Below are 23,148 nucleotides of genomic sequence, written 5' to 3' on the forward strand. Positions count from 1 at the left end.
GGCTCACCACACAAGACGGTTTTAGAGTGGGCTATTTGGGGTACAGCGGCGGCAAACTGGTGGTATCGGTCGTGGGGTCCAGTTCACGCTCAGCCACCGGAATGGCCTTGACCGCGCGCCACAGGTCTTCGCCCAGCCAGAAATGCCCGCTCTCGCTGTACAGCGCGCCATTCAACCCATCAAGCGCATCCGACAGCGGCACGAACCGCGCCGCCATATCCGCCAGGGTTTCCGGCTGTTGCCGCGCCCAGGCATCGAGGGCCTGGCGGGTGGCCTGGGGGTCGTTGGCTTGGGTGGCGCGCTTGAGGTCGTCGAGCAGGGTGCGCGGGCTCGGGCCGGTTTGCGCGGCGCGTTGTACGGCCGGTTGCCGACGTGCGCGCCACCACAGGCCAAAACCCAGCAGGGTCGTGCAGGCGAGGATCAATGTGCTCAGCTGCCACAGCCACAGGCGTTCATCGTCCGGGGCGGTGATCACGGTCGGCGTGGCGGGGGTATCCACGGCCAGGCTCGGGTTGATGGCGACCTGCAACGTGCGGGCCGGCAAGCTGGTGCGCTCAAGGTGGTCTTCATGGGTGTTCCACCACACCACGTCCACGGCAGGCAATTCCAGTGCGCCGGCGCGGGTCGGCACCAGCGCTTCGCGGTCTTCGCGGCTGCCGATCAGGCCACGGTCACTGGTCTGGTTGCTGAGCACCGGTTGGTCCGGGTAGCGGCGCAGGCCGTTGATGTCGGTGCTGGGCAGGGCGGGCAATTGCGCGCTGGACAGGCCTTCGGCCTTGACCGTGAGGCTACGGGTCAGGGAGTCGCCGACCTGCACATGCTCAGGCTCTGGGTTCCAGTTTTCGCTCAGGGTCAGGCTGCGTGCCGGCAACCAAGGCGTATCGGCGGGATACAGCGCGGGCTTGGGCTTGACCGTCAGCGGCGACGGCGCCGAGCTGACGTGGATGAGCTTGCCGGGCTTGGTGCCTTGCAGGGTGTTTTCCTGCGGCGGACGCGATTCCACCAGGGTTGCACTGAACGTCTGCGCGGGGACCTCCAGGGTGCCGCTGTGCTGAGGGTAGATCGCGTAGCGGGTTTCGATCACGCCATGGCGGATGCTGTTGATGACCTTTTCGTAGGTGCGCGACTCGCCCAACTGCTCCACGCGTGCATCGGCAATCTGCAAGGGCGTGAGGCTGCTGTCGTCATACAGCGACACCGAGTGGTACACGCGCACGGTCAGCAGCGCCTGGGCCTGGACGTAGACGCTGGACTGGTCGAGGTTGGCCTCGACGAACACCGGCGCCAGTTCGGCGGCGGTGTTCTGGCTGGCGGTTTCCACCACTTGCAGGCTGATCGGCTGGGTCTTGTACTCGCCCACTTGCAGGGGCGGGATGACCACCGTGCCGTTTTCCTTGGGCAGCAGGGTGATGATCCAGCGCGTGGTGGCGTGGTTATCGCCGTCCAACGTGGTGAGTTGGTTGATCTGGCGGGTGCCGCTGACTTCGAACTGCGCATCCAGCGGCGACAGGTCGGGCTTGCCGAACTGCGTGACATCGCTGGACTCCACCGTCAATTCCACGGTTTCTCCGGAATTGACGCGGCTGCGGTCGACGCTGGCCACCAGGTTCGCCGCCTGGGCATGGCCTGTCGACAGGGCGAGCAGGAACAGTAGGGTGGTGCGGCGGCTCATCGCGTCTTGTCCTGATGTTGTTGCTGTTCGTACCAGAATTTGCGGCGCAGCAGTTCGCCGGGGTTATCCGGGATCTGCTGCAGCCATTGCTCCAGGGCCTGGCGATGTTCACCGTCGAGGCTGGCGTCAGTGGGGCGCAACGGCGGGGTGGTGGTGTGTTCGTCGCCCAGTTCGCTGCCCGGTACTTCATTGCCTGCGGTTTGCGGCGTATTGCCGGTCTGGGTGTCACCGCTGCCGGCTTCACCCTGGCCCTGGGACGACTGCTCGCCGCCTGTGGTGCTTTGCCCGCTGGCGCCCGGCTGCGCAGTTTGGCCGGGTTGGGTGGTTTCGTCATCCTCGTTTTCGGCAGGTTTGCTCGGCTCCGGCTGTGCCTGTTCCTGCATCAGGGTTTCCACCAGCGCTTTGTTTTTTAACGCGGGTTGCAGGTCGGGCTGGGCTTCCAGGGCCTGCTCGTAGGCGTCGATCGCCGCTTCCAGTTCACCGGACTTGGCCAGGGCATTACCCCGATTGTAGTGGGAGTAGGCGTCATTGCCCTCGGCGAAACGCTTGATGGCTTCGGCATAGTTGCCGGCTTCGTACAGCGCTACGCCTTGCCACTGCGGGTCTTCGAAATGCTCGGCGGCTTCGGCGGGGCGTTTTTTCTTCAGCAGGTACTGGCCTTGCTGGTCGGGACGCAGCCACAAATCCTGCAGGCCGAAGGCATAGCTGGGTTGCGGTGCGCTCAACAGCAGCAGCGGCAGGCAGAACAACCAGCCACGCCGCCCGGCGCAGGCGGCGAGCAGCAATAATGGCAGAAGCAGCCAGTAACCCTGGTCAGCCCAGGTGTCCAGGTGCAGCAGTTGACCGTCGTTGCGCAAGGCTTGCGGCGGGTCCAGCACGCCGAGTTGGCGCAGGTCCTTGTCGTCCAGGCGCGCAGCACGGTAGCGGCCGCTCATTTCACTGGCGAAGGCCTTCAAGGTGGGGCTGTCGAGGCGTGGCACCAGGATTGCGCCTTGCTCGTCCTTGAGAAACTCACCGTTTTCCTGGGTCACCGGCGTGCCTTCACGGCTGCCGATGCCGAGGATCGACAGGGCCGGCGCCTGGCCGCTTTGCAGCAGCAGGCGGATGCCCTGGCGTTCCTGTTTGGACAGCGAGGAACCAATCAGCAGCAGGCGACCCTGGCCGAGGCCACCTTGCTTGAGCAGGCCCAGGGCTTTCTCGACAGCCAGGTCGGCACGGTGGCCGGGCTCGGGCATGATCGACGGGCGCAAGGCTTCCAGCAAGTTGCGGCTGGTGCCGAGGTCATCCGATAACGGCACCAGGGTGTGGGCGCTGCCGGCGTACACGACGATGGCGGTTTGCGCATCGGTGCGCGCCTGCAACAGGTCGTACAGCTTGCGCCGCGCCTGCTCCAAGCGGTTCGGCGGGCTGTCGGTGGCGAGCATTTCCGGGGTCAGTTCCAGCAGCACCACCAACGGGTCGGACGGCTTCTGGCTGGACTGCTCGACTCTTTGCCAGCTGGGGCCGAGCAACGCCAGCACCGCCAATAGCCAGGCAATGCCGAGCACCACCCAGGGCGATTTGCTCTCACGGCCGTTGCCACCACTGAGTAACACAGCGTGGAAGGCCGGGGGCAGGATCACCTGCCAGCGCCCGGCGCGCTTTTGCCGGTGCCACAGTTGCCACAGCAACCAGCCGAGCAACGGCAGGAGCAACAGCCACCAGGGGCGGAACCAGTGCGGCCAGAGGTCGATCATCGACGCCTCCGCAAGCGCAGGCGTTTAAGGCGTTGGCGCCATTCCGGGTGTTGTTGCAGGAAAATCCCCTTGCTCGACCATTTGTTGAACAACCGTTGCAAGGCGTTGTTCGGCCAGCGTTCTTGAATCACCAGCAGCATGCTCAGTACCAACGCCAGGGCCAGCGGCGCGCTGTACAGCGCCAGCGCCGGGCGTGCCTGGGTGGGCTGTTGCTCGACGGGTTCGAGGGTGTCGAGGGTTGCCTTGATGGCCTGCAATTCTTCGCCATCACGGGCACGGAAATACTGGCCACCGGTGGCCTCGGCGATGGCTTTGAGCGCCGGTTCGTCGAGGTCCAGGCTCGGGTTGACGCCGAGGATACCCAGGGAACCGGTTTGTTCCGGGTCGGCGCCGATGCCGATCGGGTAGATTTTTACGCCTTCTTCGGCGGCCAGGCGCGCGGCGGTCAGCGGGTCGATCTGCCCGGCATTGTTGGCGCCGTCGGTGACCAGGATCAGCACGCGGCTCTGCGCCGGACGCTGGCGCAGGCGCAGGCGTTTCAGGGCCAGGCCAATGGCATCGCCGATCGCGGTGTTTTTACCGGCAATGCCGATCCGCGCTTCATCCAGCCAGGTACGCACGGTGCGGCGGTCGAAGGTCAGCGGCGCTTGCAGGTAGGCCTGGCTGCCGAACAGAATCAGGCCGACGCGATCCCCTTCGCGACCTTCAAGGAAATCGCCGAGCAGGTGTTTGACCAGGCTCAAGCGACTTACGTCTTCGCCCTGCCAATTCATGTCGGGGAAATCCATGGAGCCGGACACGTCCACCGCCACCAGCAGGTCGCGGCCACTGGCGGCGATCGGCAACGGCTCGCCCAGCCATTCCGGGCGCGCGGCGGCGGTCAGCAGCAGCAACCACAACACCACGAACGGCGCTTGCTGGCGCCAGCCGGGCAGGTTGACACGGGCGCGGCGACGGGCCAGGCCTTCGAGGTCGCTGAGGTAGCTGACTTTCAAGGCGGGCTCGCCGCTGTCGGCTGTCGGCAGCACCAGGCGCATCAACCAGGGCAATGGCAACAGGACGAAGACCCACGGCCAGGCGAACTCAAACATGTTTGCGGATCCAGGTGTCGACCGCTTGGGTCAGGCCGGCGATGGCCTTGTCGTCGAGTTTGCATTCGGGTTTGTAGGCGCCTTCTACCAGCACCATCCAGCGCGTCAGGCCCGCGGCCGGGCAGCGGTTATCCAGGAACGCCAGCCATTTGCGACCATTTAACGTATGGCTTTGGCTGTAGGGGTAGTCATTGCGGCACAGGCGCTTGAGCAGCCCGTTGAGTTGCTGCAGCCAGGCCCCGGCGGGGGCGCCATCGTAGGGTTTGGGCATCAGCGCCAGTTCCGCCAGGGCGGCGATGCGCAGCGGGTCCAGCGGTTGTTCGGCGCGGGCGATGGGGCGCCGTGCAGGCAGGAAACGGCGCAGTGACCACAGCCCCCAGCCGAGCAATGGAATCACCAGCAGCAACAGCCACCAACCCGGCGCAGGCGGCCAGAAACCGATGGCCGGCGGCGCGATCAGCGGTTGCAACTGGTCGAGGCTGCTCATTGCTTTTTAACCGGGCGTTGCGGGTTGAGGTATTCGCGCAGTTGCTCGACCATTTCGCTTTGGGTGCTTAACGGCATCAGCAGGATTCGCAGTTTCTGTGCAAGCAGTTCCCAGCGGGCGATGCGCGCTTCGGCCTGGGCTTTGTAGGCCTGTCGCAAATCGTAGTTCAGTGTGTCCAGTTCCAGCTGGGCGCCGCGTTCGGCAAAACGCAGCAGCCCGGCAGCGGGCAGGGCGTGGTCCAGCGGATCGGAAATCGGCAGCAACAGCAGGTCGCAATGCCGTGACAACAGGCTCAATTGCTGCTCGGCACCTTCGGTGAGTGCGCGTTCATCGCAGATCACGATCACCAGGCTGCCGGGGCGCAACACTTCGCGGCCACGGCGCAGGGCCATGCCCAAGGCGTCGGCTTCGGGGCGGCTTTCGGTGTTCAGGCTCTGGTTCACCCGCACCAGGCGATTGAGCAATTGCAGCAGGCTCTGCTTGCTGCGCCGGGGCTTGATTTCGTAGTGCTCGCTGTCGCCAAACACCAGGCCACCGACCCGGTCGTTGTGCCCCAGCGCCGCCCAACCAATCAGGCTGGCCGCTTGGGCCGCCAGCACCGACTTGAACATCTGCCCCGAGCCGAAAAACAGCCGGCAGCTTTGCTCGACCATGATAAAAATCGGCCGCTCGCGCTCTTCATGGAACAACTTGGTGTGCGGCTCCTGGGTCCGCGCCGTCACGCGCCAGTCGATGGTGCGCACATCGTCGCCAGCCTGGTACACGCGCACCTGATCGAAGTCCACCCCGCGTCCGCGCAGCTTGGAGTGGTGCAGGCCGATCAGCGGGCTGCGTTGGCTCGGCGTGGAAAATAGCTGGACTTCGCGCACGCGGTGACGCATCTCGATCAATTCGCTGAGCGTGACGCGGATCCCGTCGCTGGCATTCATGGGGTTCAAGCGACGGCAACGACGTCGAGAATACGTTGCACCACACGGTCCTGGTCAATGCCCGCGGCTTCGGCTTCGAACGACAGAATGATGCGATGGCGCAGCACGTCGAACAGCACCGCCTGGATATCTTCCGGGCTGACGAAGTCGCGACCGGCCAGCCAGGCATGGGCGCGGGCACAGCGGTCGAGGGCGATGGAGCCGCGTGGGCTGGCGCCGTAGGCGATCCACTCGGCCATTTCCGGGTCGAACTTGGCCGGGGTACGGGTGGCCATGACCAGTTGCACCAGGTACTCCTCCACCGCATCAGCCATGTACAGGCCGAGGATTTCCTTGCGCGCGGCGAAGATCGCTTGCTGGCTGACGCGGCGCTCAGGCTTGGTTTCGCCGTTGAGCGCTTCGCCACGGGCCTGTTGCAGGATGCGCCGCTCGACGGCGGCGTCCGGGAAACCGATTTTTACGTGCATCAGGAAGCGGTCGAGCTGGGCTTCGGGCAGCGGGTAGGTGCCTTCCTGCTCGATGGGGTTTTGCGTGGCCATCACCAGGAACAGCGGCGACAGGTCGTAGGTGCTGCGCCCGACGCTGACCTGGCGCTCGGCCATGGCTTCCAGCAGTGCCGACTGCACCTTGGCCGGCGCGCGGTTGATTTCGTCCGCCAGCACCAGGTTGTGGAAGATCGGCCCCTGTTGGAACACGAAGCTGCCGGTTTCCGGGCGATAGATCTCGGTGCCGGTGATGTCGGCGGGCAACAGGTCGGGGGTGAACTGGATACGATGGAACTGCGCTTCGATGCCTTCGGCCAACTCTTTGATGGCCTTGGTCTTGGCCAGGCCCGGTGCGCCTTCCACCAGCATATGGCCGTCGGCGAGCAGCGCGATCAGCAGGCGATCGATGAGTTTTTCCTGGCCGAGAATCTGCGTAGAAAGAAAGGTTCGCAGCGCAAGCAGCGCTTCACGATGTTCCATCGATGACGGTTCCTGGAAAGATGAGCCCGGTGATCGAGAGCAAACGCCGGGCTAGGGAGGCTTACTTTAATGCATGGAGGGGTGTGGCGACTAACGGCGTGACGGGTATTTTTGGCAAAACTTGTAGGAAATTTGTGTGGGAACACGGTCAATGTGGGAGTGGGCTTGCCCCCCGATAGCAGTGGGTCAGACACAGATGCAGGAACTGGTCCGCCGCTATCGGGGGCAAGCCGCCTCCCACATGTGATCGTGGGTGCCGCTTAAATTCGGGTGAAAGTGCCGGTGCCGTTGAGGATGTTTTGCAGGGTTTGCTCCACCTCGGCCAGGTCGGAGGCGGTTGTGGCGTGGGTGATCTGCAATTGGTCCTTGCCGCCCAACGCATCCGCATCCCCGGCAGCCAATTCGATCAGCAGGGTGGTATCACTGAGCGTGACCTTCAGCCCATCCAGGGTCGACGGCTCGTAATCCCAGGTCAGCTCCACTTCGTCTTCATCCGGGTAGCGGGTCAGCATGAACATCTCGCCGCCTTTACCGTGACAGCAGAGCATGGCCATGTTGTCTTCTTCTTCTTCGCACGGTGTAACCATGAGGGCGTCGGTTTTCAGCTGCAGCATGGGGAATCCTGTCTGGGGTAGGGCGTGATGCGGGCAATTGTGCCATTGCGGCGAATTTTGTGCTGCATCCTGTGTCAGACCTCGTGCATGACCTGACAGTCAATACCAGTCATTTTCGGTACTCTGGGCCAGGAAAACAGCTGGTTTTAGTGCCCTGAAATCCGGGTTGCCCAAGTCGCAACCCCAACCCTGCTTACCGATGACCGAATATGTCGCAGCACCGCAAGCAGCGGGCTTCCTACACTCGTTAAGCTGCGCAACGGATGTGCCCTGTGCCGGGAGTCTGACCTGCCCGTCGTACCGTCGCCTGGCAAGGTGTACCTCCAGTGGAAGTTGTATGTGACCTGACTGTCTTGTCCAGCTTCACCCACCTGTCACCCTGATTCGTTTATGGTGTTTATCATCGTTACCAGCGAACAGAGCTGACGGTCTCCCCGCAAGGGGATAACACGCGACGCTTCCATCAATAACAAGCCCAAGCGGAGTACCACAGATGGCGTTCTTCACCGCAGCCAGCAAGGCCGACTTCCAGCATCAACTGCAAGCGGCACTGGCGCAGCACATCAGTGAACAGGCACTGCCACAAGTGGCGCTGTTCGCTGAGCAATTCTTCGGCATTATTTCCCTGGACGAACTGACCCAGCGTCGCCTTTCCGACCTGGCCGGTTGCACCCTGTCTGCCTGGCGCCTGCTTGAGCGCTTTGACCACACCCAACCGCAAGTGCGGGTCTACAACCCCGATTACGAACGTCATGGCTGGCAGTCGACCCACACCGCGGTCGAAGTGCTGCACCATGACCTGCCATTCCTGGTGGACTCGGTACGTACCGAGCTGAACCGCCGTGGCTACAGCATCCACACCCTGCAGACCACCGTGCTCAGCGTACGCCGTGGCGCCAAGGGCGAGTTGCTGGAAATCCTGCCCAAAGGCACCCAGGGCGACGGTGTCCAGCAAGAATCGCTGATGTACCTGGAAATCGACCGTTGCGCCAATGCCGCCGAACTGAACGTGCTGAGCAAAGAGCTTGAGCAGGTACTGGGCGAAGTGCGCGTGGCCGTGGCCGACTTCGAACCGATGAAAGCCAAGGTCCAGGACCTGCTGGCCGGTATCGACGCCAGCCCGTTCAGCATCGACGGCGAAGAAAAAGCCGAGATCAAGAACTTCCTGGAATGGCTGGTGGGCAACCACTTCACCTTCCTCGGCTATGAAGAATTCGTGGTACGTGACGAGGCGGATGGCGGTCATATCGAATATGACGCCGATTCCTTCCTCGGTCTGACCAAGCTGCTGCGCGCCGGTCTTACCGCCGACGACCTGCGCATCGAAGACTACGCCGTGGCCTACCTGCGTGAACCGACCGTGCTGTCGTTCGCCAAGGCCGCGCACCCAAGCCGTGTACACCGTCCGGCGTATCCGGACTACGTGTCGATCCGTGAGATCAGCGCCGACGGCAAGGTCATCAAGGAACACCGTTTCATGGGCCTGTACACCTCGTCGGTGTATGGCGAAAGCGTGCGGGTCATTCCGTATATCCGTCGCAAGGTCGCGGAAATCGAACGCCGTTCCGGCTTCCAACCCAAGGCTCACCTGGGTAAGGAACTGGCTCAGGTCGTGGAAGTGCTGCCGCGTGACGACCTGTTCCAGACCCCGGTCGACGAGCTGTTCAGCACCGTGATGTCGATCGTGCAGATCCAGGAGCGCAACAAGATCCGCGTGTTCCTGCGCAAAGACCCGTACGGTCGTTTCTGCTACTGCCTGGCCTACGTGCCGCGCGACATCTATTCCACCGAAGTGCGCCAGAAGATCCAGCAAGTGCTGATGGATCGCCTGAAGGCCTCGGACTGCGAATTCTGGACCTTCTTCTCCGAATCCGTGCTGGCCCGTGTGCAGCTGATTCTGCGGGTAGACCCGAAGAACCGCCTGGACATCGACCCGCTGCAACTGGAAAAAGAAGTGGTGCAGGCCTGCCGCAGCTGGCAGGACGACTACTCCAACCTGGTCGTGGAAAGCTTTGGCGAAGCGCACGGCACCAACGTGCTGGCCGACTTCCCGAAAGGCTTCCCGGCGGGCTACCGCGAGCGTTTTGCCGCGCATTCGGCTGTGGTCGACATGCAGCATTTGCTCAGCCTGACCGAAGCCAACCCGCTGGTCATGAGCTTCTACCAGCCGCTGGGCCAGGTTTCCGGCCAGCGCGAGCTGCATTGCAAGCTCTACCATGCGGACACCCCGCTGGCGCTGTCCGACGTGTTGCCGATCCTGGAAAACCTCGGCCTGCGCGTGCTGGGCGAATTCCCGTACCGCCTGCGTCACGCCAATGGTCGTGAGTTCTGGATCCATGATTTTGCGTTCATTGCCGCCGAAGGCGTGAACCTGGATATCCAGCAGCTTAACGACACCCTGCAAGACGCGTTCGTGCACATCGTGCATGGCGACGCCGAGAACGATGCGTTCAACCGCCTGGTACTCACCGCCGGCCTGCCATGGCGCGACGTCGCGCTGCTGCGTGCCTACGCCCGTTACCTGAAGCAGATCCGCCTGGGCTTCGACCTGGGTTACATCGCCAGCACCCTGAACAACCACACCGACATCGCCCGCGAGTTGACCCGGTTGTTCAAGACCCGCTTCTATCTGGCGCGCAAGCTCACCGCCGAAGACCTGGAAGACAAGCAGCAACGCCTGGAGCAAGCGATCCTCACCGCCCTGGACGATGTTCAGGTGCTCAACGAAGACCGCATCCTGCGTCGCTACCTGGACCTGATCAAGGCCACCCTGCGCACCAACTTCTACCAAACCGACGCCAACGGCCAGAACAAGTCGTACTTCAGCTTCAAGTTCAACCCGCACGCGATTCCTGAGCTGCCTAAGCCAGTGCCGAAGTTTGAAATCTTCGTGTACTCGCCACGCGTCGAAGGCGTGCACCTGCGCTTTGGCAACGTCGCGCGCGGCGGCCTGCGTTGGTCCGACCGTGAAGAAGACTTCCGCACCGAAGTGCTTGGCCTGGTAAAAGCCCAGCAAGTGAAGAACTCGGTGATCGTGCCTGTGGGCGCGAAGGGCGGCTTCCTGCCGCGTCGCCTGCCATTGGGCGGCAGCCGGGACGAGATCGCGGCCGAGGGCATCGCCTGCTACCGCATCTTCATTTCCGGGCTGTTGGACATCACCGACAACCTGAAGGACGGCGCCCTGGTGCCGCCGGCCAACGTTGTGCGTCATGACGGCGATGACCCGTACCTGGTCGTGGCAGCGGACAAAGGCACGGCAACCTTCTCCGACATCGCCAACGGTATCGCCATTGACTACGGCTTCTGGCTGGGTGATGCGTTCGCTTCCGGTGGTTCCGCCGGTTACGACCACAAGAAAATGGGCATCACCGCTAAAGGCGCGTGGGTCGGTGTGCAGCGTCACTTCCGTGAGCGCGGCATCAATGTGCAGGAAGACAGCATCACGGTTGTGGGCGTGGGCGACATGGCCGGCGACGTGTTCGGTAACGGCCTGTTGATGTCCGACAAGCTGCAACTGGTCGCGGCCTTCAACCACTTGCATATCTTCATCGATCCAAACCCGAACCCGTCGACCAGCTTCGTCGAGCGTCAGCGTATGTTCGAGCTGCCGCGTTCGGCCTGGACCGACTACGACACCAGCATCATGTCCGAAGGCGGCGGTATCTTCTCGCGCAGCGCGAAGAGCATTGCCATCTCGCCACAGATGAAAGAACGCTTCGACATCTCGGCCGACAAGCTGACCCCGACCGAACTGCTGAACGCCTTGCTCAAGGCTCCGGTGGACCTGTTGTGGAACGGCGGTATCGGTACCTACGTCAAGGCCAGCACCGAAAGCCACGCCGATGTCGGCGACAAGGCCAACGATGCGCTGCGCGTGAACGGTAACGAGCTGCGCTGCAAGGTGGTGGGCGAGGGCGGTAACCTCGGCATGACCCAGCTGGGTCGTGTGGAGTTCGGCCTCAATGGCGGCGGTTCCAACACCGACTTCATCGACAATGCCGGTGGCGTGGACTGCTCCGACCACGAAGTGAACATCAAGATCCTGCTCAACGAAGTGGTGCAGGCCGGTGACATGACCGACAAGCAGCGCAACCAGTTGCTGGCGAGCATGACCGACGAAGTCGGCCACCTGGTGTTGGGCAACAACTACAAGCAGACCCAGGCCCTGTCCCTGGCTGCGCGCCGTGCCTACGAGCGTGCCGCCGAGTACAAGCGCCTGATGAGCGACCTGGAAGGTCGTGGCAAGCTGGACCGCGCCATCGAGTACCTGCCGACCGAGGAGCAGCTTGTGGAGCGCGCCGCGAACGGCAAGGGCCTGACCCGTCCGGAGCTGTCGGTGCTGATCTCGTACAGCAAGATCGACCTCAAGGAAGCGCTGCTCAAGTCGCTGGTGCCGGATGACGAGTACCTGACCCGTGACATGGAGACCGCGTTCCCACCGAGCCTGGTGGCCAAGTTCTCCGAGGCCATGCGTCGTCACCGCCTCAAACGCGAGATCGTCAGCACCCAGATCGCCAATGACCTGGTCAACCACATGGGCATCACCTTCGTTCAACGACTCAAAGAGTCGACCGGCATGAGCCCGGCGAACGTGGCGGGCGCTTATGTGATCGTGCGTGACATCTTCCATCTCCCGCACTGGTTCCGTCAGATCGAAGCGCTGGACCATCAGGTCTCCGCTGACGTGCAATTGCAGTTGATGGACGAACTGATGCGCCTGGGCCGCCGCGCTACGCGCTGGTTCCTGCGCAGCCGTCGCAACGAGCAGGACGCTGGCCGTGACACCGCGCACTTCGGTCCGCACCTGGCCGCGTTGGGCCTCAAGCTCGACGAACTGCTGGAAGGCCCGACCCGCGAAGGTTGGCAGAACCGCTACCAGGCCTACACCGAAGCGGGCGTGCCTGAGCTGTTGGCGCGCATGGTTGCAGGCACTACCCACCTGTACACCTTGCTGCCGATCATCGAAGCCGCCGACGTCACCGGGCACGACGCCGCCGAAGTGGCCAAGGCCTACTTCGCCGTCGGCAGCGCCCTGGACCTGCCGTGGTACCTGCAGCAGATCAGCGATCTGCCGGTGGCCAACAACTGGCAGGCCCAGGCCCGTGAAGCGTTCCGCGATGATGTGGACTGGCAGCAACGCGCGATTACCATCTCCGTCCTGCAAATGGCCGACGCGCCAGAAGACATGGAAGCCCGCGTGGCCCTGTGGCTTGAGCAGCACAAGGACATGGCCGATCGTTGGGTCGCGATGATGGTGGAGATCCGTGCTGCGGTCGGCACGGACTACGCCATGTATGCGGTGGCCAACCGTGAGCTGCTGGACCTGGCGTTGAGCGGTCAGTCGGTGCTGTAACAATGTGACTGAACGTTAGCGCTTGAAAACATCCCCGAATCGAAAGGTTCGGGGATTTTTATTGGGCGCAAGATCAATCGGTCAATACGGCAGGTGGATCGCTATTTCGCGGTGCCCGGAATGATCAACTCCTCCAGGCGAACGAACAGCTGTGGCGTGTTGCTTTCAACGGCGGCCAACGCCAGTTTTGCCTGTTCGTGATCTTCCAGGCTCATGCGCATTTCGATCTTATGGATGTCCGCTGGAAGCCTTGGTGGGATAGGGGCCGGCATGCTTTTTTGGACGTGCTTCAACAGGGCGTAGGCGAGGGGGAGGTTTTTTTCCAACCCGTATGGGTTTGTAAAAGGCGGTTCGCTACCGTCCTCGTCCGGTGCGGGCCGCTCGCGCAATGGCATGTTAGCGAGGGCATGCCCATATTCCATCATCGCCTCCACGTGGCCCAAGTCGGCCAACCGGGCAAGGCGAGTGCGCTTTTCCGCCATGCTGGCGGTGGAGTCCCCGAAGAAGACCCGTGCGTACAGCGCCAATGGCAGGCCTGCGTCGGCAGATTCTTGATACAGCTCTTCGATTCGCGCCAGGCGCAGTGCGTCGTTAGCAATCAATTTCGGGTGGCGTTGATACTGTTCGGCGAGTTTGAACTGGGCCAGGCTGAAGCCGGCGGCGGCGGATTTTTCCAGCCAGCTGACGTCATCGGTGATGAGGTACTGGTAGTACATACCTTCGGGCTCTTTATACGCCGGGAACGTGCTCACCAGTGTCTTGGCTGTTTCCAGCGACTCGGTATCCCCCAACTGTATAAGTGCCGGAATGTAGTTCTGCGCTGCGGCGAGTTTCAGCCATTTCTTGGTTTCTTCACTGGCGTAAGAAGACAGTTTTCCGTGCTCGCTGTGCCAGATGCCGTCTCGGTAAACGTTACACGTGGCCATGCTGAACTGACACTCAGGAAACTGGGCGGCCGAGGCTATGGTCAGAAAATGCTCGGCCTCTTCGGTGTTATTGAGCCAGAACATTTTCATTCCGGCCCTTGCCGCACTCTGGTTCAGCTCATCCAGGGCTGTTGTCATCGGGAGTGACAAGGTCTCTTTTTGAGCATTCAGTTGGGACAGCACATTGAACAGTGCGGACCTGACAGTTGATTCGGCGGACATGATCTATACCTGTAATAAGCACTGAAATTGTGCGAATTCAGGTTATGGAAACGCAGTTCCTCACTGTCGCTACATATCTATCATCCGTCATGGCCGACCGGATCAATGCCGCAAGTGATGTGCCAAGTGATGCTCCAGGTGCTTCAAATGCCGGGCCATCAGCGCCTGCGCGTGAGCAATGTCATTGCACGCCAGAGCGTCGACAATGGCCAGGTGTTCTTGCCATGCACACCCGTTGCGCGACTGCGTCTCACAGTGCGCAATCATCAATGAGGTTAACGGCACCAGGCTGTTGAGGAACTGCTCCAAGGGCTTGTTGCCTGCGATGACCGCCAACCGCAGATGAAACTCGCCGGACAGGCGAATAGCTGCCGCGTGTTGGTCGCGTGCAAGGCTTTCCTGTTCCCGCAGGATGAGTTCGCGCAACTGGCGCAGGTGTTCCGGGGTGGCGTTGGCGCAGGCCAGTTGCACCACGGTCATTTCTGTCAACCGCCGGGCTTCCAGGATCTGCTGCGCTTGTTGTCTGTCCGGTACCGCGACCTCGGCCCGTTGGTTGGGACGCAGGATGATCACGCGCTGCAGGGAGAGCTTGGCCAACACGCGGCGAATCACGCTGCGGCTCACACCGAAGGTCTCGCCCAGGCCTTCTTCGGTAAAGCGGCTGGACGGGACGATGCGTTGCTCGAGGATGGCGTCGAACAGCCGTGGGTAGATGTCGTCCACCGACGGTTTTTTACCGGCGACCAGGCGCAGGGCAGGGAGGATAGGGTCGTATTGCAGGGCGTGGGCGGTCATGGCCTGTCTCCAAAAAATCAACTGCCCAGATGGTCATCCGGGATGTTCAGGCGAATACCCATGCGCAGGCCTTCCTGGAGGATATGCCGACGCATCTCGGCACTGGCCAAGGCGCTGTTCTTATTGCGGATGGCACGCACCACCGCTTCATTCTCCTGCAGGCGCTCAGCCAGGTGCTCGGGGGAGTTGCGCAGCACCTGGGCGCTTTGCTTGAGGGCATTGCTGGTTTGTTGCACCACGTTCTGGAAAATCGGATTGGAGGTGAGGGCGAATAGCTCTTCGTGGAAGCCGATGTAGGCGTTCATCCCGGCTTCGGCGTCGCCGGCGTCGAGGGCTTCGCGCATGTCCATCAGGGTCAGGCGCAGTTGGCCGACCTCCTTGCTGCTGATGGACTGGGCCACCAGGCCGACAATGAACGGTTCGAGGGTGTAGCGCAGTTGCAGGATGTCTTCCAGGCTGGCGTCGGCCACCGCATCGCTGGATTGCGGTTCGCTGACACTGGTTTCCAACACCACCACGCCTTTGCCCGGCATGGAGCGCACCAGGCCGAGGGTCTCCAGCACGATCACCGCTTCGCGCAGGCTGGGGCGGCTGATGCCCATTTGTTCGGCCAGTTCACGCTGGCCGGGCAGCATTTCCCCACGGCGCCACTGGCCACGCGCCAAGGCGGCACGGAGTTTTTCTACCACTGAATTGACGACGGTTGAGGTGCTGATCACGTCGATGGCTCCTTGATGTTGCACATACGGTGGTGAATCCAACGAAGATCTACTGTGGGAGCTGGCTTGCCGGCGATGGCGGTGTGTCAGTCGCCGGGTGTGCTGGCTGATTCACCGCTATCGGGAGCAAGCTCCTTCCCACCTTTAGCCGGCGGTGCTCATTAGAATTCCTGATGCGCCGGCAACACCGGCTTCTTGGCCTGGAAGGCATAACCTTGCTGGCCGTCCAGCACCTTGTTGGCACGCTGGATATCGATGTCTTTCTCCCAGCGCGCAATGGCCACGGTCGCCACGCAGTTGCCGATCAGGTTGGTCAATGCGCGACCGATGCCCATGAACCAATCCACCGCCAGTACCAGCACCAGGCCCACCACCGGAATCGCCGGGATGGCGGTGAGGGTCGCTGCCAGAATCACCAGCGCTGAACCGGGGATTCCGTGGGCGCCCTTGGACGTGATCAGCGACACCAGCAGGATCGTCATCAGATCGGTCATCGACAGCGGCGTGCCGGTAGCGTTGGCGATGAAGACGATGGCCAGGGTCAGGTAGATCGAGAAACCGTCGAGGTTGAACGAATAGCCCGTCGGAATCACCAGGCCCACGGTGGAGCTGCCGATACCCAGGTGCTCAAGCTTGCGCATGATCTGTGGCAGCACGGCGTCGGAGGAGGCGGTGCCCATCACGATCAGCAGTTCTTCGCGCAGGTATTTGAGCAGCGGCAACATGCGCAGGCCGGACAGGCGCATCACCAGGCCAAGGATCAGCCCGACGAAGGCAAAGCACGTCAGGTAGAACAGGCCCACCAGGCTGCCCAGGTGTTGCAGGGAGTCCAGCCCGTAGGTGCTGGTGGTGAAGGCGATCGCACCAAACACACCGATGGGCGCCAGGCGCACGATCATGCCCATGATGCGGAAGATCACATGGCTCAGCTCATTGATCAGCCGCGAGATGCCTGAGGCCGCTTCGCCCACGAGGTTCAACGCACTGCCGAACAGCACTGAAAACAGCAGCACTTGCAGCACGTTGTTGTCGGCAAAGGCGCCGATCACTGAGTTGGGGATCAGGTCCATCAGGAATTGGCTGGTGCCGCGGATATGCTGGCCCTTGTCGGCCAGTTCATTGAGGCCAGCGGACGACAGCTGCTCCAAATGGATATTGGCGCCGGTGCCGATACCGGTGCTGAAGGCCATGACCAGGCCGATCACCAGCGCGACGGTGGTCAATACTTCAAAGTAGATCACCGACTTGAGGCCGATGCGGCCGACTTTCTTCAAGTCGCCGGCACCGGAAATGCCGCTGACCACCACGCAGAATACGATCAGGCCGATGAGCATTTTGATCAGCTTGATAAAGCCGTCACCCAAGGGTTTGAGTTGCGAGGAAAATTCGGGAAGGGCCAGGCCGCAGACTACGCCTAGCATCAGGCCAATCACGACTTGCAGGAAAATCGAACGCGAGCACCATCTGAGCATGGGAGGGATCTCTATTCGGTGCCCTGGTGGTTCCAGGGCTTAATTGTTGTGGTCATACCGGTAAGTCCAGTGCGTCGCCAGTCTAGGCCAGGTATTTTTGAAATAACAAGTCATTATTCATCGGTTGACGGTTCCCGGTCTGACCAGTTGGTCGCCGAAGGCGATGCTTGAGCGGTTGGCGACGTGGAATTTTTTTCGCTTATCATCCGTCGCTCGGCACAGGAGGTGATGGATGGACACACTAGGACTGACCCTTGATGAAACCGGGCAGGCCCACTGCACCTGGCGCACGGCCGCGCCGGAATACCCGCGTTATCACGACGCGGAGTGGGGCGTGCCGGTGGCGGATGATATCCAGTTGTACGAGAAGATCTGCCTGGAAGGCTTCCAGGCCGGCATGGCCTGGATCACCATTTTGCGCAAGCGCGAGCAGTTCCGCGTGGCGTTCGAAGGGTTTGATTTTCGCCGGGTGGCGCAGTATGGCGACGCGGATATCGAGCGGCTGATGCAGGACCCAGGCATCGTGCGCAATCGGGCCAAGATCCTCTCCACGATCAACAATGCGCGCCGGGCGTGTGAGTTGGTGGATGAAACCGGTTCGCTGTCGCGCTGGCTGTGGGCGTTCGAGCCTGGTGAGGAAGAGCGTCCGGCGGTGGTGGACATGGCGTATTGGACGGGGAATCCCACGTCGCCGGCTTCGGTGCGTTTGTCCAAAGCGTTGAAGAAACGGGGTTGGACGTTTGTGGGGCCGACCACGATGTATGCGTTGATGCAGGCGATGGGGATGGTCAATGATCATCTGGAAGGGTGCGCTTGTCGGTCACGGATCGAAGACCTGCGCCGCCAGTTTGAACGGCCCTGATTCACTGGCCCTATGCGATGAAACCTGGGGCTGGCCTGCCGGCGATAGCGGCGGGTCAGCCGACCTGGGTGTGGGATCAGACCGAGTACATATCCATTATTTAGGTTACGGCTGCTATGGGTTCCGCTTTTACAGCGGCTCACTTTGGAAAAGCCCCAAAGTAAGCAAAGGGCTCTTGCCCCACCACTCGGCACCTCGCCCAGGCTCGGTGTGCCCGTAATCCGACATTGATTTGGGGGGCCGCCGCCACGCGCCATCCATGGCGCGGGGCGGCTAAACCGGCATCCCTGCCGGTTTACCCCCCAAATCAATATCGAATTCCGGCCAGCGTGGTTGACGGGGCGCCTGAGATCAAAAGCACGATCAAGATCAAGATCAAGAGCGGCTCGCTTCGCATCGTGGTTAGCGTGGTTGCTGCAGCGTTGTGTAGATACATTATTTTGGTAGGGGGGTAAGCACTTCCGCCTTGTCATCCAGCACCATCACCACCAGCAACTTGGCCGGTTGGGTCTGGCTGGCATTGCTCGATTCGAAGTGCCGCGAACCTGCCGGTTCGTAGAACGATTCACCGACCTTGTAGGTTTTCGCCTTCTCGTCATTCACCCGCGAGGTGATCGCGCCTTCGAGTACGTAGGCCACGGCGGTGCCGGTGTGGCTGTGGGGCACGGTGGCCTGGCCGGGGGCGTAATCGACGGTGAGCATGATGGTTTTCTTGCCGGGCACATGGGGCAAGGCGTGCTCTTGGAGCACGTTGATCGACTCTTGGTTGTACACCGGTTCGTGGGCAAAGGCGCTGAGCGAGGCGAGCATCAGCGAGGTAGCGAGCAGTCGTTTCATGGCGAAGTTTCCGAATCGTTCGAGACCGCTTCACCCTACGCCGCGATGCCTGGGTGACCAATGACCAATCCCGGCGAAGACCAGGAGACCAATGCCTCAATGGTCGAAATCCAGGCGCCACGCCAGGTGCTCGCCGGTCAGTTCGATAAACCCTTGCAGGGCCGGCAATCGGAAGTGTGCAACCAACTGGTCGGCACAGGTCCAACGGCCGCTGACGGTCCATAGGTCGAGGTCCTGCGGGTCGCGCTGAACGGCGTAGTCCAGGCAGCCGGGAGCGGTGCGCACGGCGTTGGCTATCTGCTGCAGGCGCTCGCCCAATTCCCTTGAGCGCCCGGCCGCCGCGCGGACATGGACAGTGTTGCAGGCACAGGCTGGCATGGCGATGGTCTCCGAGGTCAGGTGTCAGTGCACAGGCTAGGGCCTCGTTGCGACAGGACCAAGGACCAATCCGGCGGAAAATCCGCTAGCCAATCTGCTGGAGAATATCGCGGACTTTGTCCAGCGCCGGGTCGATATCGAGGGTTTCGATGGCGCCGAAGCCAATGATCAGGCCGGGACGTACGGGCGCATCGTGGAAGAATACTTCCAGCGGGTACACACCCACTTCCACCCGGCGCGCCAGTTCCATCAGCAGCGGGATATTCACCGGCACCTTGCACAACGCGGCCATGTGGAACCCGGCCACGGTAGGCACCGCTTCGAACCACGGCGACAAATCCCCCGCGAGGCGCTGCAGGATGCGTTCACGGCGCCCGGCGTAGACCGTATGGCAGCGGCGGATATGTTTGAGCAGGTAGCCCTCGCTGATGAATTTGGCCAGGGCCCATTGCGGCAGCGTCGAGCTGTGCTGGTCGGTGAGTTGCTTGGCCTTGAGCACCGCGCCGTAAATCGCCGGTGGCAGCACCGCGTAGCCCAGGCGCAATTCGGGCAGCAGGGTTTTCGAGAAGGTGCCGACATAGGTCACCACACCGTGGGTGTCCATGCTTTGCAGGGAGTCGGTGGGCCGGCCTTCGTAGCGGAATTCGCTGTCGTAGTCGTCCTCGATGATGATCGCGCCCAACTCGAAGGCCCTTGCCAGCAGGGCTTCGCGGCGTGGCATGCTCATCGGCATGCCGAGGGGGAACTGGTGGGAGGGCGTCACGTAGATCAGTCGTGTGCCATCGGGTATCCGGTCGACCTGGATGCCCTCGGCATCCACCGGCACACTGGCGACATTCGCCCCCATCGCCACGAACAACTGGCGCGCAGGGCTGTAGCCGGGGTCTTCCATGGCGACCATGCTGCCCGGCTCCAGCACCACGCGGGCGATCAGGTCCAGCGCCTGCTGTGCGCCGTTGGTGACGATGATGTCGCTGTCGCGGCAGTTGACCCCGCGTGAGAACGCGATATGCCCGGCGATTGCGCTGCGCAGTGCGGGCAGGCCTTCGGGTTGGCTGTAGAACCCGCTGTTTTGTGCAATGCGTCGCAGCGCGTCCTGGGTACAGCGCCGCCATTCATCCTGGGGGAACTGGTTGCGGCTGGTGGCCCCGCCGATAAATTCATAGCGCAGCGTGCTGTCGCGGGTGGGGTGGCGCATGGGCGAGGGCAGCGATTGCCACTTCGCCAGGCGGGCGGCGCAGGCCAGGTCGGTGGAGGCTTGCAGGCGTTCGGACTGGGGGGCGCGGGCGTTGACGAAGGTGCCACGGCCGGTCTTGCCGACCAGCAGGCCTTCGTAGGTGAGGGTGGCGTAGGTGTCTGACACGGTCTTGCGCGACACGCCCAATTGTTCGGCGAGCAAGCGGCTGGGCGGCAGTTGCGCACCGGCGGCCAGGCGCCCGGAACCGATGGCTTCGCGCAGCTGTTGGTAGAGCTGTTCGGCCAGATCCTTGCGGCCATTGATCACAACGTGCAGTTCCATGGGGTATCCCGGGGCATTCAATCTGCGCCCAGATTACGCGCCTGCGTAACAGGCTCAAAATGGTCTCTGTATAAACCGGCTGATTGGCTATAGGGCTTGTGCCGCATGGCCCCTAGGCTGGACTGTGATTGCATTCGCCGCCAGAGAACCGCCCCATGGAACCCCGCCTGGATTACTACACCGCCTCGCCGCAAGCGCTCAAGGGCATGTTGATGCTGGAGGCGACGACGTTTGGTCTGTCCATCGACGCCCCCTTGCTGGAGCTGATCAAGATTCGCGTCTCGCAGCTCAACCACTGTGGTTTCTGCACGGACATGCACTCGATGGCGGCACGTCAGCGCGGCGAAACCGAGCGGCGCTTGTTCGCGTTGTGCGTGTGGCGTGATTCGCCGTTTTTCACGGCGCGGGAAAAGGCCGCATTGGCCTGGAGCGAGTCGGTGGCGACGCTGCCGACCTCAACGGTGTCGGATGAACTGTTCGCCGCCGTGCGGTTGGAGTTCAGCGAGCAGGAACTGGTCGACCTGACCATGGCGGTGTCCAGCATCAGTGGCTGGAACCGCCTGGCGGTGAGCTTTCGGCAGCAACCGCCGAATGCTTGATCAGGACAGGAAACCGCCGTCCACATTCAGCGACACACCCGTGGTGTAGCTGGACGCGTCACTGGCCAGGAACAGCACCGCGCCCGCCATCTCGCTCGGGTCTGCCACGCGCTTGAGGGGGATCTGCGCCAGGGCCATTTTCAGGATCGCGTCGTTCTTCACCAGCGCCGAGGCGAACTTGGTGTCGGTCAGGCCTGGCAGCAGGGCGTTGCAACGAATGCCGAACGCCGCGCATTCCTTGGCGAACACCTTGGTCATGTTGATCACGGCGGCCTTGGTCACCGAGTAAATACCCTGGAACACACCCGGCGAAATCCCGTTGATCGAGGCGACGTTGATGATGCTGCCGCCACCGTTTTCACGCATCAGCTTGCCGGCTTCCACCGACATGAAGAAGTAGCCACGGATGTTCACGTCAACGGTCTTCTGGAACGCACCGAGATCAGTGTCCAGCACATTGCAGAACTGCGGGTTGGTCGCGGCGTTGTTGACCAGGATATCCAGGCGGCCGAACTGCTCACGGATACCGGCGAATACTTGGGTAATTTGCTCCATTTCGCCGATATGACAGGCCACGGCCGTGGCCTTGCCGCCGTCGGCGATGATCGCATCGGCCACATGTTGGCAGCCTTCCAGTTTGCGGCTGGAAACGATCACATGGGCGCCTTGCTGGGCCAGCAACTTGGCGATGGCTTCGCCGATGCCGCGGCTGGCGCCGGAGACAAAAGCAATCTTGCCGTCGAGGTCGAACAGGTGGGTCTTGGACATGGGGGTTCCTTGTGGTCGGCGATCAGAGCGTGGATTTGCTGATGACGTTCAGGCTCATTTGCTCCAGCAGTTTGTTCATCTGAATGAACTGCGCAAAGCGTTTGTCCTGGGTCTGGCCATGGAAGAAGCGGTAGTAGATCTGCTGCACGATGCCGGCCAGGCGGAACAGGCCGTAGGTGTAGTAGAAGTCGAAATTGTCGATCTGGATGCCGGAGCGCTCGGCGTAATAGTCGACGAACTCACGGCGAGTGAGCATGCCGGGCGCGTTGCTCGGCTGGCGGCGCATCAACTGCACCGGCGCGGGGTCCGCCGCTTCGATCCAGTAGGCGAGGGTGTTGCCCAGGTCCATCAGCGGGTCGCCGAGGGTGGTCAGCTCCCAGTCCAGCACGCCAATGATCTGCATCGGGTTGTGCGGGTCGAGGATCACGTTATCGAAGCGGTAGTCGTTGTGCACAATGCTCGACGTCGGGTGATCGGCTGGCATCTTGTCGTTGAGCCAGGCGCGCACGGCTTCCCAGTGTGGCGCGTCGGGGGTCAGGGCTTTTTCGTAGCGATCGCTCCAGCCACGGATCTGGCGTGCCACATAGCCCTCGGGTTTACCCAGGTCGGCCAGGCCGCAGGCGCTGTAGTCCACCTGGTGCAGTTCGACGAACTTATCGATGAAGCTTTTGCACAGCGCCTCGGTCTTGACGGCGTCCAGGCCCAGCTCGGCTGGCAGGTCGGAGCGCAGGATGATGCCGTTGACCCGCTCCATCACATAGAACTCGGCACCGATCACCGACTCGTCGGTGCAATGCACGTAGGCCTTGGGGCAATAGGGGAAGCCGTCCTTGAGCTGGTTGAGAATGCGGTATTCGCGGCCCATGTCGTGGGCCGACTTGGCCTTGTGGCCAAAGGGCGGGCGGCGCAGCACGAATTCCTGGCTCGGGTATTCCAGCAGGTAGGTCAGGTTGGACGCGCCGCCGGGGAACTGGCTGATCGTGGGCGTGCCGCTCAGGCCCGGGATATGGGCCTTGAGATAGGGATCGATCAGGCTGGCATCAAGTTCTTCACCTGGGCGAATCTGGGTCGATTGGTCGTTCAGCGCCATGCTTATCCCTTCTGCTTATTCTAAAGGCCTCGGACTATTTCCTAATCTAATGCGCACCACCGCCCAGCGACAAGGTCGGGGCGGCTTAATAGGTTAGCGTGTTGGATGATGATC

Annotated in this window: 19 protein-coding genes; 3 read left to right on the forward strand and 16 right to left on the reverse strand. The window is 62.1% G+C overall.

Going from position 1 to position 23,148, the window contains the following annotated elements; all coding sequences use genetic code 11:
- Nucleotides 1–31 precede the first annotated feature (31 nt).
- The 7 genes from AC3ZU9_RS22670 to AC3ZU9_RS22700 all read right to left on the reverse strand — a co-directional run bounded on the left by AC3ZU9_RS22670 (nucleotide 32) and on the right by AC3ZU9_RS22700 (nucleotide 7,494).
- Nucleotides 32–1,672, reverse strand: a complete 1,641-nt coding sequence (locus AC3ZU9_RS22670; protein ID WP_490091370.1) for a BatD family protein — start codon at nucleotides 1,670–1,672, stop codon at nucleotides 32–34.
- Nucleotides 1,669–3,408 (reverse strand): tetratricopeptide repeat protein, encoded by a 1,740-nt coding sequence (locus AC3ZU9_RS22675; protein WP_490091371.1) that lies wholly within the window; start codon nucleotides 3,406–3,408, stop codon nucleotides 1,669–1,671. The genes AC3ZU9_RS22670 and AC3ZU9_RS22675 overlap by 4 nt, the downstream gene beginning before the upstream one ends.
- Nucleotides 3,405–4,499 carry a vWA domain-containing protein gene (locus tag AC3ZU9_RS22680; protein ID WP_490091372.1) on the reverse strand — a complete coding sequence of 365 codons (1,095 nt, stop codon included), beginning with the start codon at nucleotides 4,497–4,499 and terminating at the stop codon, nucleotides 3,405–3,407. The genes AC3ZU9_RS22675 and AC3ZU9_RS22680 overlap by 4 nt, the downstream gene beginning before the upstream one ends.
- Complete coding sequence (locus AC3ZU9_RS22685) at nucleotides 4,492–4,986, reverse strand: DUF4381 domain-containing protein (protein ID WP_012724659.1); 495 nt, start codon at nucleotides 4,984–4,986, stop codon at nucleotides 4,492–4,494. Before AC3ZU9_RS22685 ends, AC3ZU9_RS22680 begins: the two co-directional genes overlap by 8 nt.
- On the reverse strand, nucleotides 4,983–5,915 hold the full coding sequence (locus AC3ZU9_RS22690) for a DUF58 domain-containing protein (protein ID WP_046034784.1): 933 nt from the start codon (nucleotides 5,913–5,915) through the stop codon (nucleotides 4,983–4,985). Before AC3ZU9_RS22690 ends, AC3ZU9_RS22685 begins: the two co-directional genes overlap by 4 nt.
- A gap of 5 nt (nucleotides 5,916–5,920) precedes the next feature.
- Complete coding sequence (locus AC3ZU9_RS22695; RefSeq protein ID WP_003174327.1) at nucleotides 5,921–6,880, reverse strand: AAA family ATPase; 960 nt, start codon at nucleotides 6,878–6,880, stop codon at nucleotides 5,921–5,923.
- Nucleotides 6,881–7,140: 260 nt separating this feature from the next.
- On the reverse strand, nucleotides 7,141–7,494 hold the full coding sequence (locus AC3ZU9_RS22700; protein WP_490091373.1) for a hypothetical protein: 354 nt from the start codon (nucleotides 7,492–7,494) through the stop codon (nucleotides 7,141–7,143).
- A 493-nt stretch (nucleotides 7,495–7,987) separates the two neighbouring features.
- On the opposite strand from AC3ZU9_RS22700, the gene AC3ZU9_RS22705 reads away from it, so the two are divergent.
- Nucleotides 7,988–12,847 carry an NAD-glutamate dehydrogenase gene (locus tag AC3ZU9_RS22705; RefSeq protein WP_490091374.1) on the forward strand — a complete coding sequence of 1,620 codons (4,860 nt, stop codon included), beginning with the start codon at nucleotides 7,988–7,990 and terminating at the stop codon, nucleotides 12,845–12,847.
- A gap of 101 nt (nucleotides 12,848–12,948) precedes the next feature.
- Here AC3ZU9_RS22705 and AC3ZU9_RS22710 read toward each other — a convergent pair whose 3' ends face one another.
- From AC3ZU9_RS22710 to AC3ZU9_RS22725, 4 genes are all read right to left on the reverse strand, one after another.
- The gene (locus AC3ZU9_RS22710) at nucleotides 12,949–13,995 is read right to left on the reverse strand and encodes an SEL1-like repeat protein (RefSeq protein ID WP_046034786.1); all 1,047 of its coding nucleotides are present in this window, start codon (nucleotides 13,993–13,995) and stop codon (nucleotides 12,949–12,951) included.
- Between the two features lie 102 nt (nucleotides 13,996–14,097).
- Nucleotides 14,098–14,790, reverse strand: a complete 693-nt coding sequence (locus AC3ZU9_RS22715) for a GntR family transcriptional regulator (protein WP_012724654.1) — start codon at nucleotides 14,788–14,790, stop codon at nucleotides 14,098–14,100.
- Nucleotides 14,791–14,807: 17 nt separating this feature from the next.
- The gene (locus AC3ZU9_RS22720) at nucleotides 14,808–15,509 is read right to left on the reverse strand and encodes a FadR/GntR family transcriptional regulator (protein WP_012724653.1); all 702 of its coding nucleotides are present in this window, start codon (nucleotides 15,507–15,509) and stop codon (nucleotides 14,808–14,810) included.
- 161 nt (nucleotides 15,510–15,670) lie between these two features.
- Nucleotides 15,671–16,996, reverse strand: a complete 1,326-nt coding sequence (locus AC3ZU9_RS22725; protein WP_173390405.1) for a C4-dicarboxylate transporter DctA — start codon at nucleotides 16,994–16,996, stop codon at nucleotides 15,671–15,673.
- Nucleotides 16,997–17,213: 217 nt separating this feature from the next.
- Here AC3ZU9_RS22725 and AC3ZU9_RS22730 point away from each other — a divergent pair, with 217 nt between their 5' ends.
- Nucleotides 17,214–17,843 (forward strand): DNA-3-methyladenine glycosylase I, encoded by a 630-nt coding sequence (locus AC3ZU9_RS22730; RefSeq protein ID WP_490091375.1) that lies wholly within the window; start codon nucleotides 17,214–17,216, stop codon nucleotides 17,841–17,843.
- Nucleotides 17,844–18,278: 435 nt separating this feature from the next.
- Here the strand turns inward: AC3ZU9_RS22730 and AC3ZU9_RS22735 are convergent, their stop codons facing one another.
- The 3 genes from AC3ZU9_RS22735 to pdxR all read right to left on the reverse strand — a co-directional run bounded on the left by AC3ZU9_RS22735 (nucleotide 18,279) and on the right by pdxR (nucleotide 20,577).
- A complete protein-coding gene (locus AC3ZU9_RS22735) occupies nucleotides 18,279–18,680 on the reverse strand; it encodes a cupin domain-containing protein (RefSeq protein WP_012724650.1) in 402 nt (133 codons plus the stop codon).
- Between the two features lie 96 nt (nucleotides 18,681–18,776).
- On the reverse strand, nucleotides 18,777–19,058 hold the full coding sequence (locus AC3ZU9_RS22740; protein WP_012724649.1) for a putative quinol monooxygenase: 282 nt from the start codon (nucleotides 19,056–19,058) through the stop codon (nucleotides 18,777–18,779).
- 85 nt (nucleotides 19,059–19,143) lie between these two features.
- Nucleotides 19,144–20,577, reverse strand: a complete 1,434-nt coding sequence (gene pdxR / locus AC3ZU9_RS22745; protein WP_320399215.1) for a MocR-like pyridoxine biosynthesis transcription factor PdxR — start codon at nucleotides 20,575–20,577, stop codon at nucleotides 19,144–19,146.
- A gap of 155 nt (nucleotides 20,578–20,732) precedes the next feature.
- Between pdxR and AC3ZU9_RS22750 the strand changes: the two genes are divergently transcribed.
- Nucleotides 20,733–21,176, forward strand: a complete 444-nt coding sequence (locus tag AC3ZU9_RS22750) for a carboxymuconolactone decarboxylase family protein (RefSeq protein WP_012724647.1) — start codon at nucleotides 20,733–20,735, stop codon at nucleotides 21,174–21,176.
- Here AC3ZU9_RS22750 and AC3ZU9_RS22755 read toward each other — a convergent pair whose 3' ends face one another.
- Together AC3ZU9_RS22755 and AC3ZU9_RS22760 are read right to left on the reverse strand one after the other, a co-directional pair.
- Nucleotides 21,177–21,944: an SDR family oxidoreductase gene (locus AC3ZU9_RS22755; RefSeq protein ID WP_010210056.1), complete on the reverse strand. Its 768-nt coding sequence runs from the start codon at nucleotides 21,942–21,944 to the stop codon at nucleotides 21,177–21,179.
- 22 nt (nucleotides 21,945–21,966) lie between these two features.
- The gene (locus AC3ZU9_RS22760; protein WP_012724646.1) at nucleotides 21,967–23,034 is read right to left on the reverse strand and encodes a phosphotransferase family protein; all 1,068 of its coding nucleotides are present in this window, start codon (nucleotides 23,032–23,034) and stop codon (nucleotides 21,967–21,969) included.
- Nucleotides 23,035–23,148: the final 114 nt, after the last annotated feature.

This window comes from Pseudomonas sp. A39, from assembly GCF_058145955.1.

Coding starts and splice junctions, on each gene's coding strand:
- AC3ZU9_RS22675 (WP_490091371.1), bottom strand. CDS start 3,408: ATGATCGACCTCTGGCCGCACTGGTTCCGCCCCTGGTGGCTGTTGCTC.
- AC3ZU9_RS22690 (WP_046034784.1), bottom strand. CDS start 5,915: ATGAATGCCAGCGACGGGATCCGCGTCACGCTCAGCGAATTGATCGAG.
- AC3ZU9_RS22715 (WP_012724654.1), bottom strand. CDS start 14,790: ATGACCGCCCACGCCCTGCAATACGACCCTATCCTCCCTGCCCTGCGC.
- AC3ZU9_RS22750 (WP_012724647.1), top strand. CDS start 20,733: ATGGAACCCCGCCTGGATTACTACACCGCCTCGCCGCAAGCGCTCAAG.
- AC3ZU9_RS22685 (WP_012724659.1), bottom strand. CDS start 4,986: ATGAGCAGCCTCGACCAGTTGCAACCGCTGATCGCGCCGCCGGCCATC.
- pdxR (WP_320399215.1), bottom strand. CDS start 20,577: ATGGAACTGCACGTTGTGATCAATGGCCGCAAGGATCTGGCCGAACAG.
- AC3ZU9_RS22700 (WP_490091373.1), bottom strand. CDS start 7,494: ATGCTGCAGCTGAAAACCGACGCCCTCATGGTTACACCGTGCGAAGAA.
- AC3ZU9_RS22735 (WP_012724650.1), bottom strand. CDS start 18,680: ATGAAACGACTGCTCGCTACCTCGCTGATGCTCGCCTCGCTCAGCGCC.
- AC3ZU9_RS22710 (WP_046034786.1), bottom strand. CDS start 13,995: ATGTCCGCCGAATCAACTGTCAGGTCCGCACTGTTCAATGTGCTGTCC.
- AC3ZU9_RS22760 (WP_012724646.1), bottom strand. CDS start 23,034: ATGGCGCTGAACGACCAATCGACCCAGATTCGCCCAGGTGAAGAACTT.
- AC3ZU9_RS22695 (WP_003174327.1), bottom strand. CDS start 6,880: ATGGAACATCGTGAAGCGCTGCTTGCGCTGCGAACCTTTCTTTCTACG.
- AC3ZU9_RS22670 (WP_490091370.1), bottom strand. CDS start 1,672: ATGAGCCGCCGCACCACCCTACTGTTCCTGCTCGCCCTGTCGACAGGC.
- AC3ZU9_RS22705 (WP_490091374.1), top strand. CDS start 7,988: ATGGCGTTCTTCACCGCAGCCAGCAAGGCCGACTTCCAGCATCAACTG.
- AC3ZU9_RS22730 (WP_490091375.1), top strand. CDS start 17,214: ATGGACACACTAGGACTGACCCTTGATGAAACCGGGCAGGCCCACTGC.
- AC3ZU9_RS22740 (WP_012724649.1), bottom strand. CDS start 19,058: ATGCCAGCCTGTGCCTGCAACACTGTCCATGTCCGCGCGGCGGCCGGG.
- AC3ZU9_RS22755 (WP_010210056.1), bottom strand. CDS start 21,944: ATGTCCAAGACCCACCTGTTCGACCTCGACGGCAAGATTGCTTTTGTC.
- AC3ZU9_RS22680 (WP_490091372.1), bottom strand. CDS start 4,499: ATGTTTGAGTTCGCCTGGCCGTGGGTCTTCGTCCTGTTGCCATTGCCC.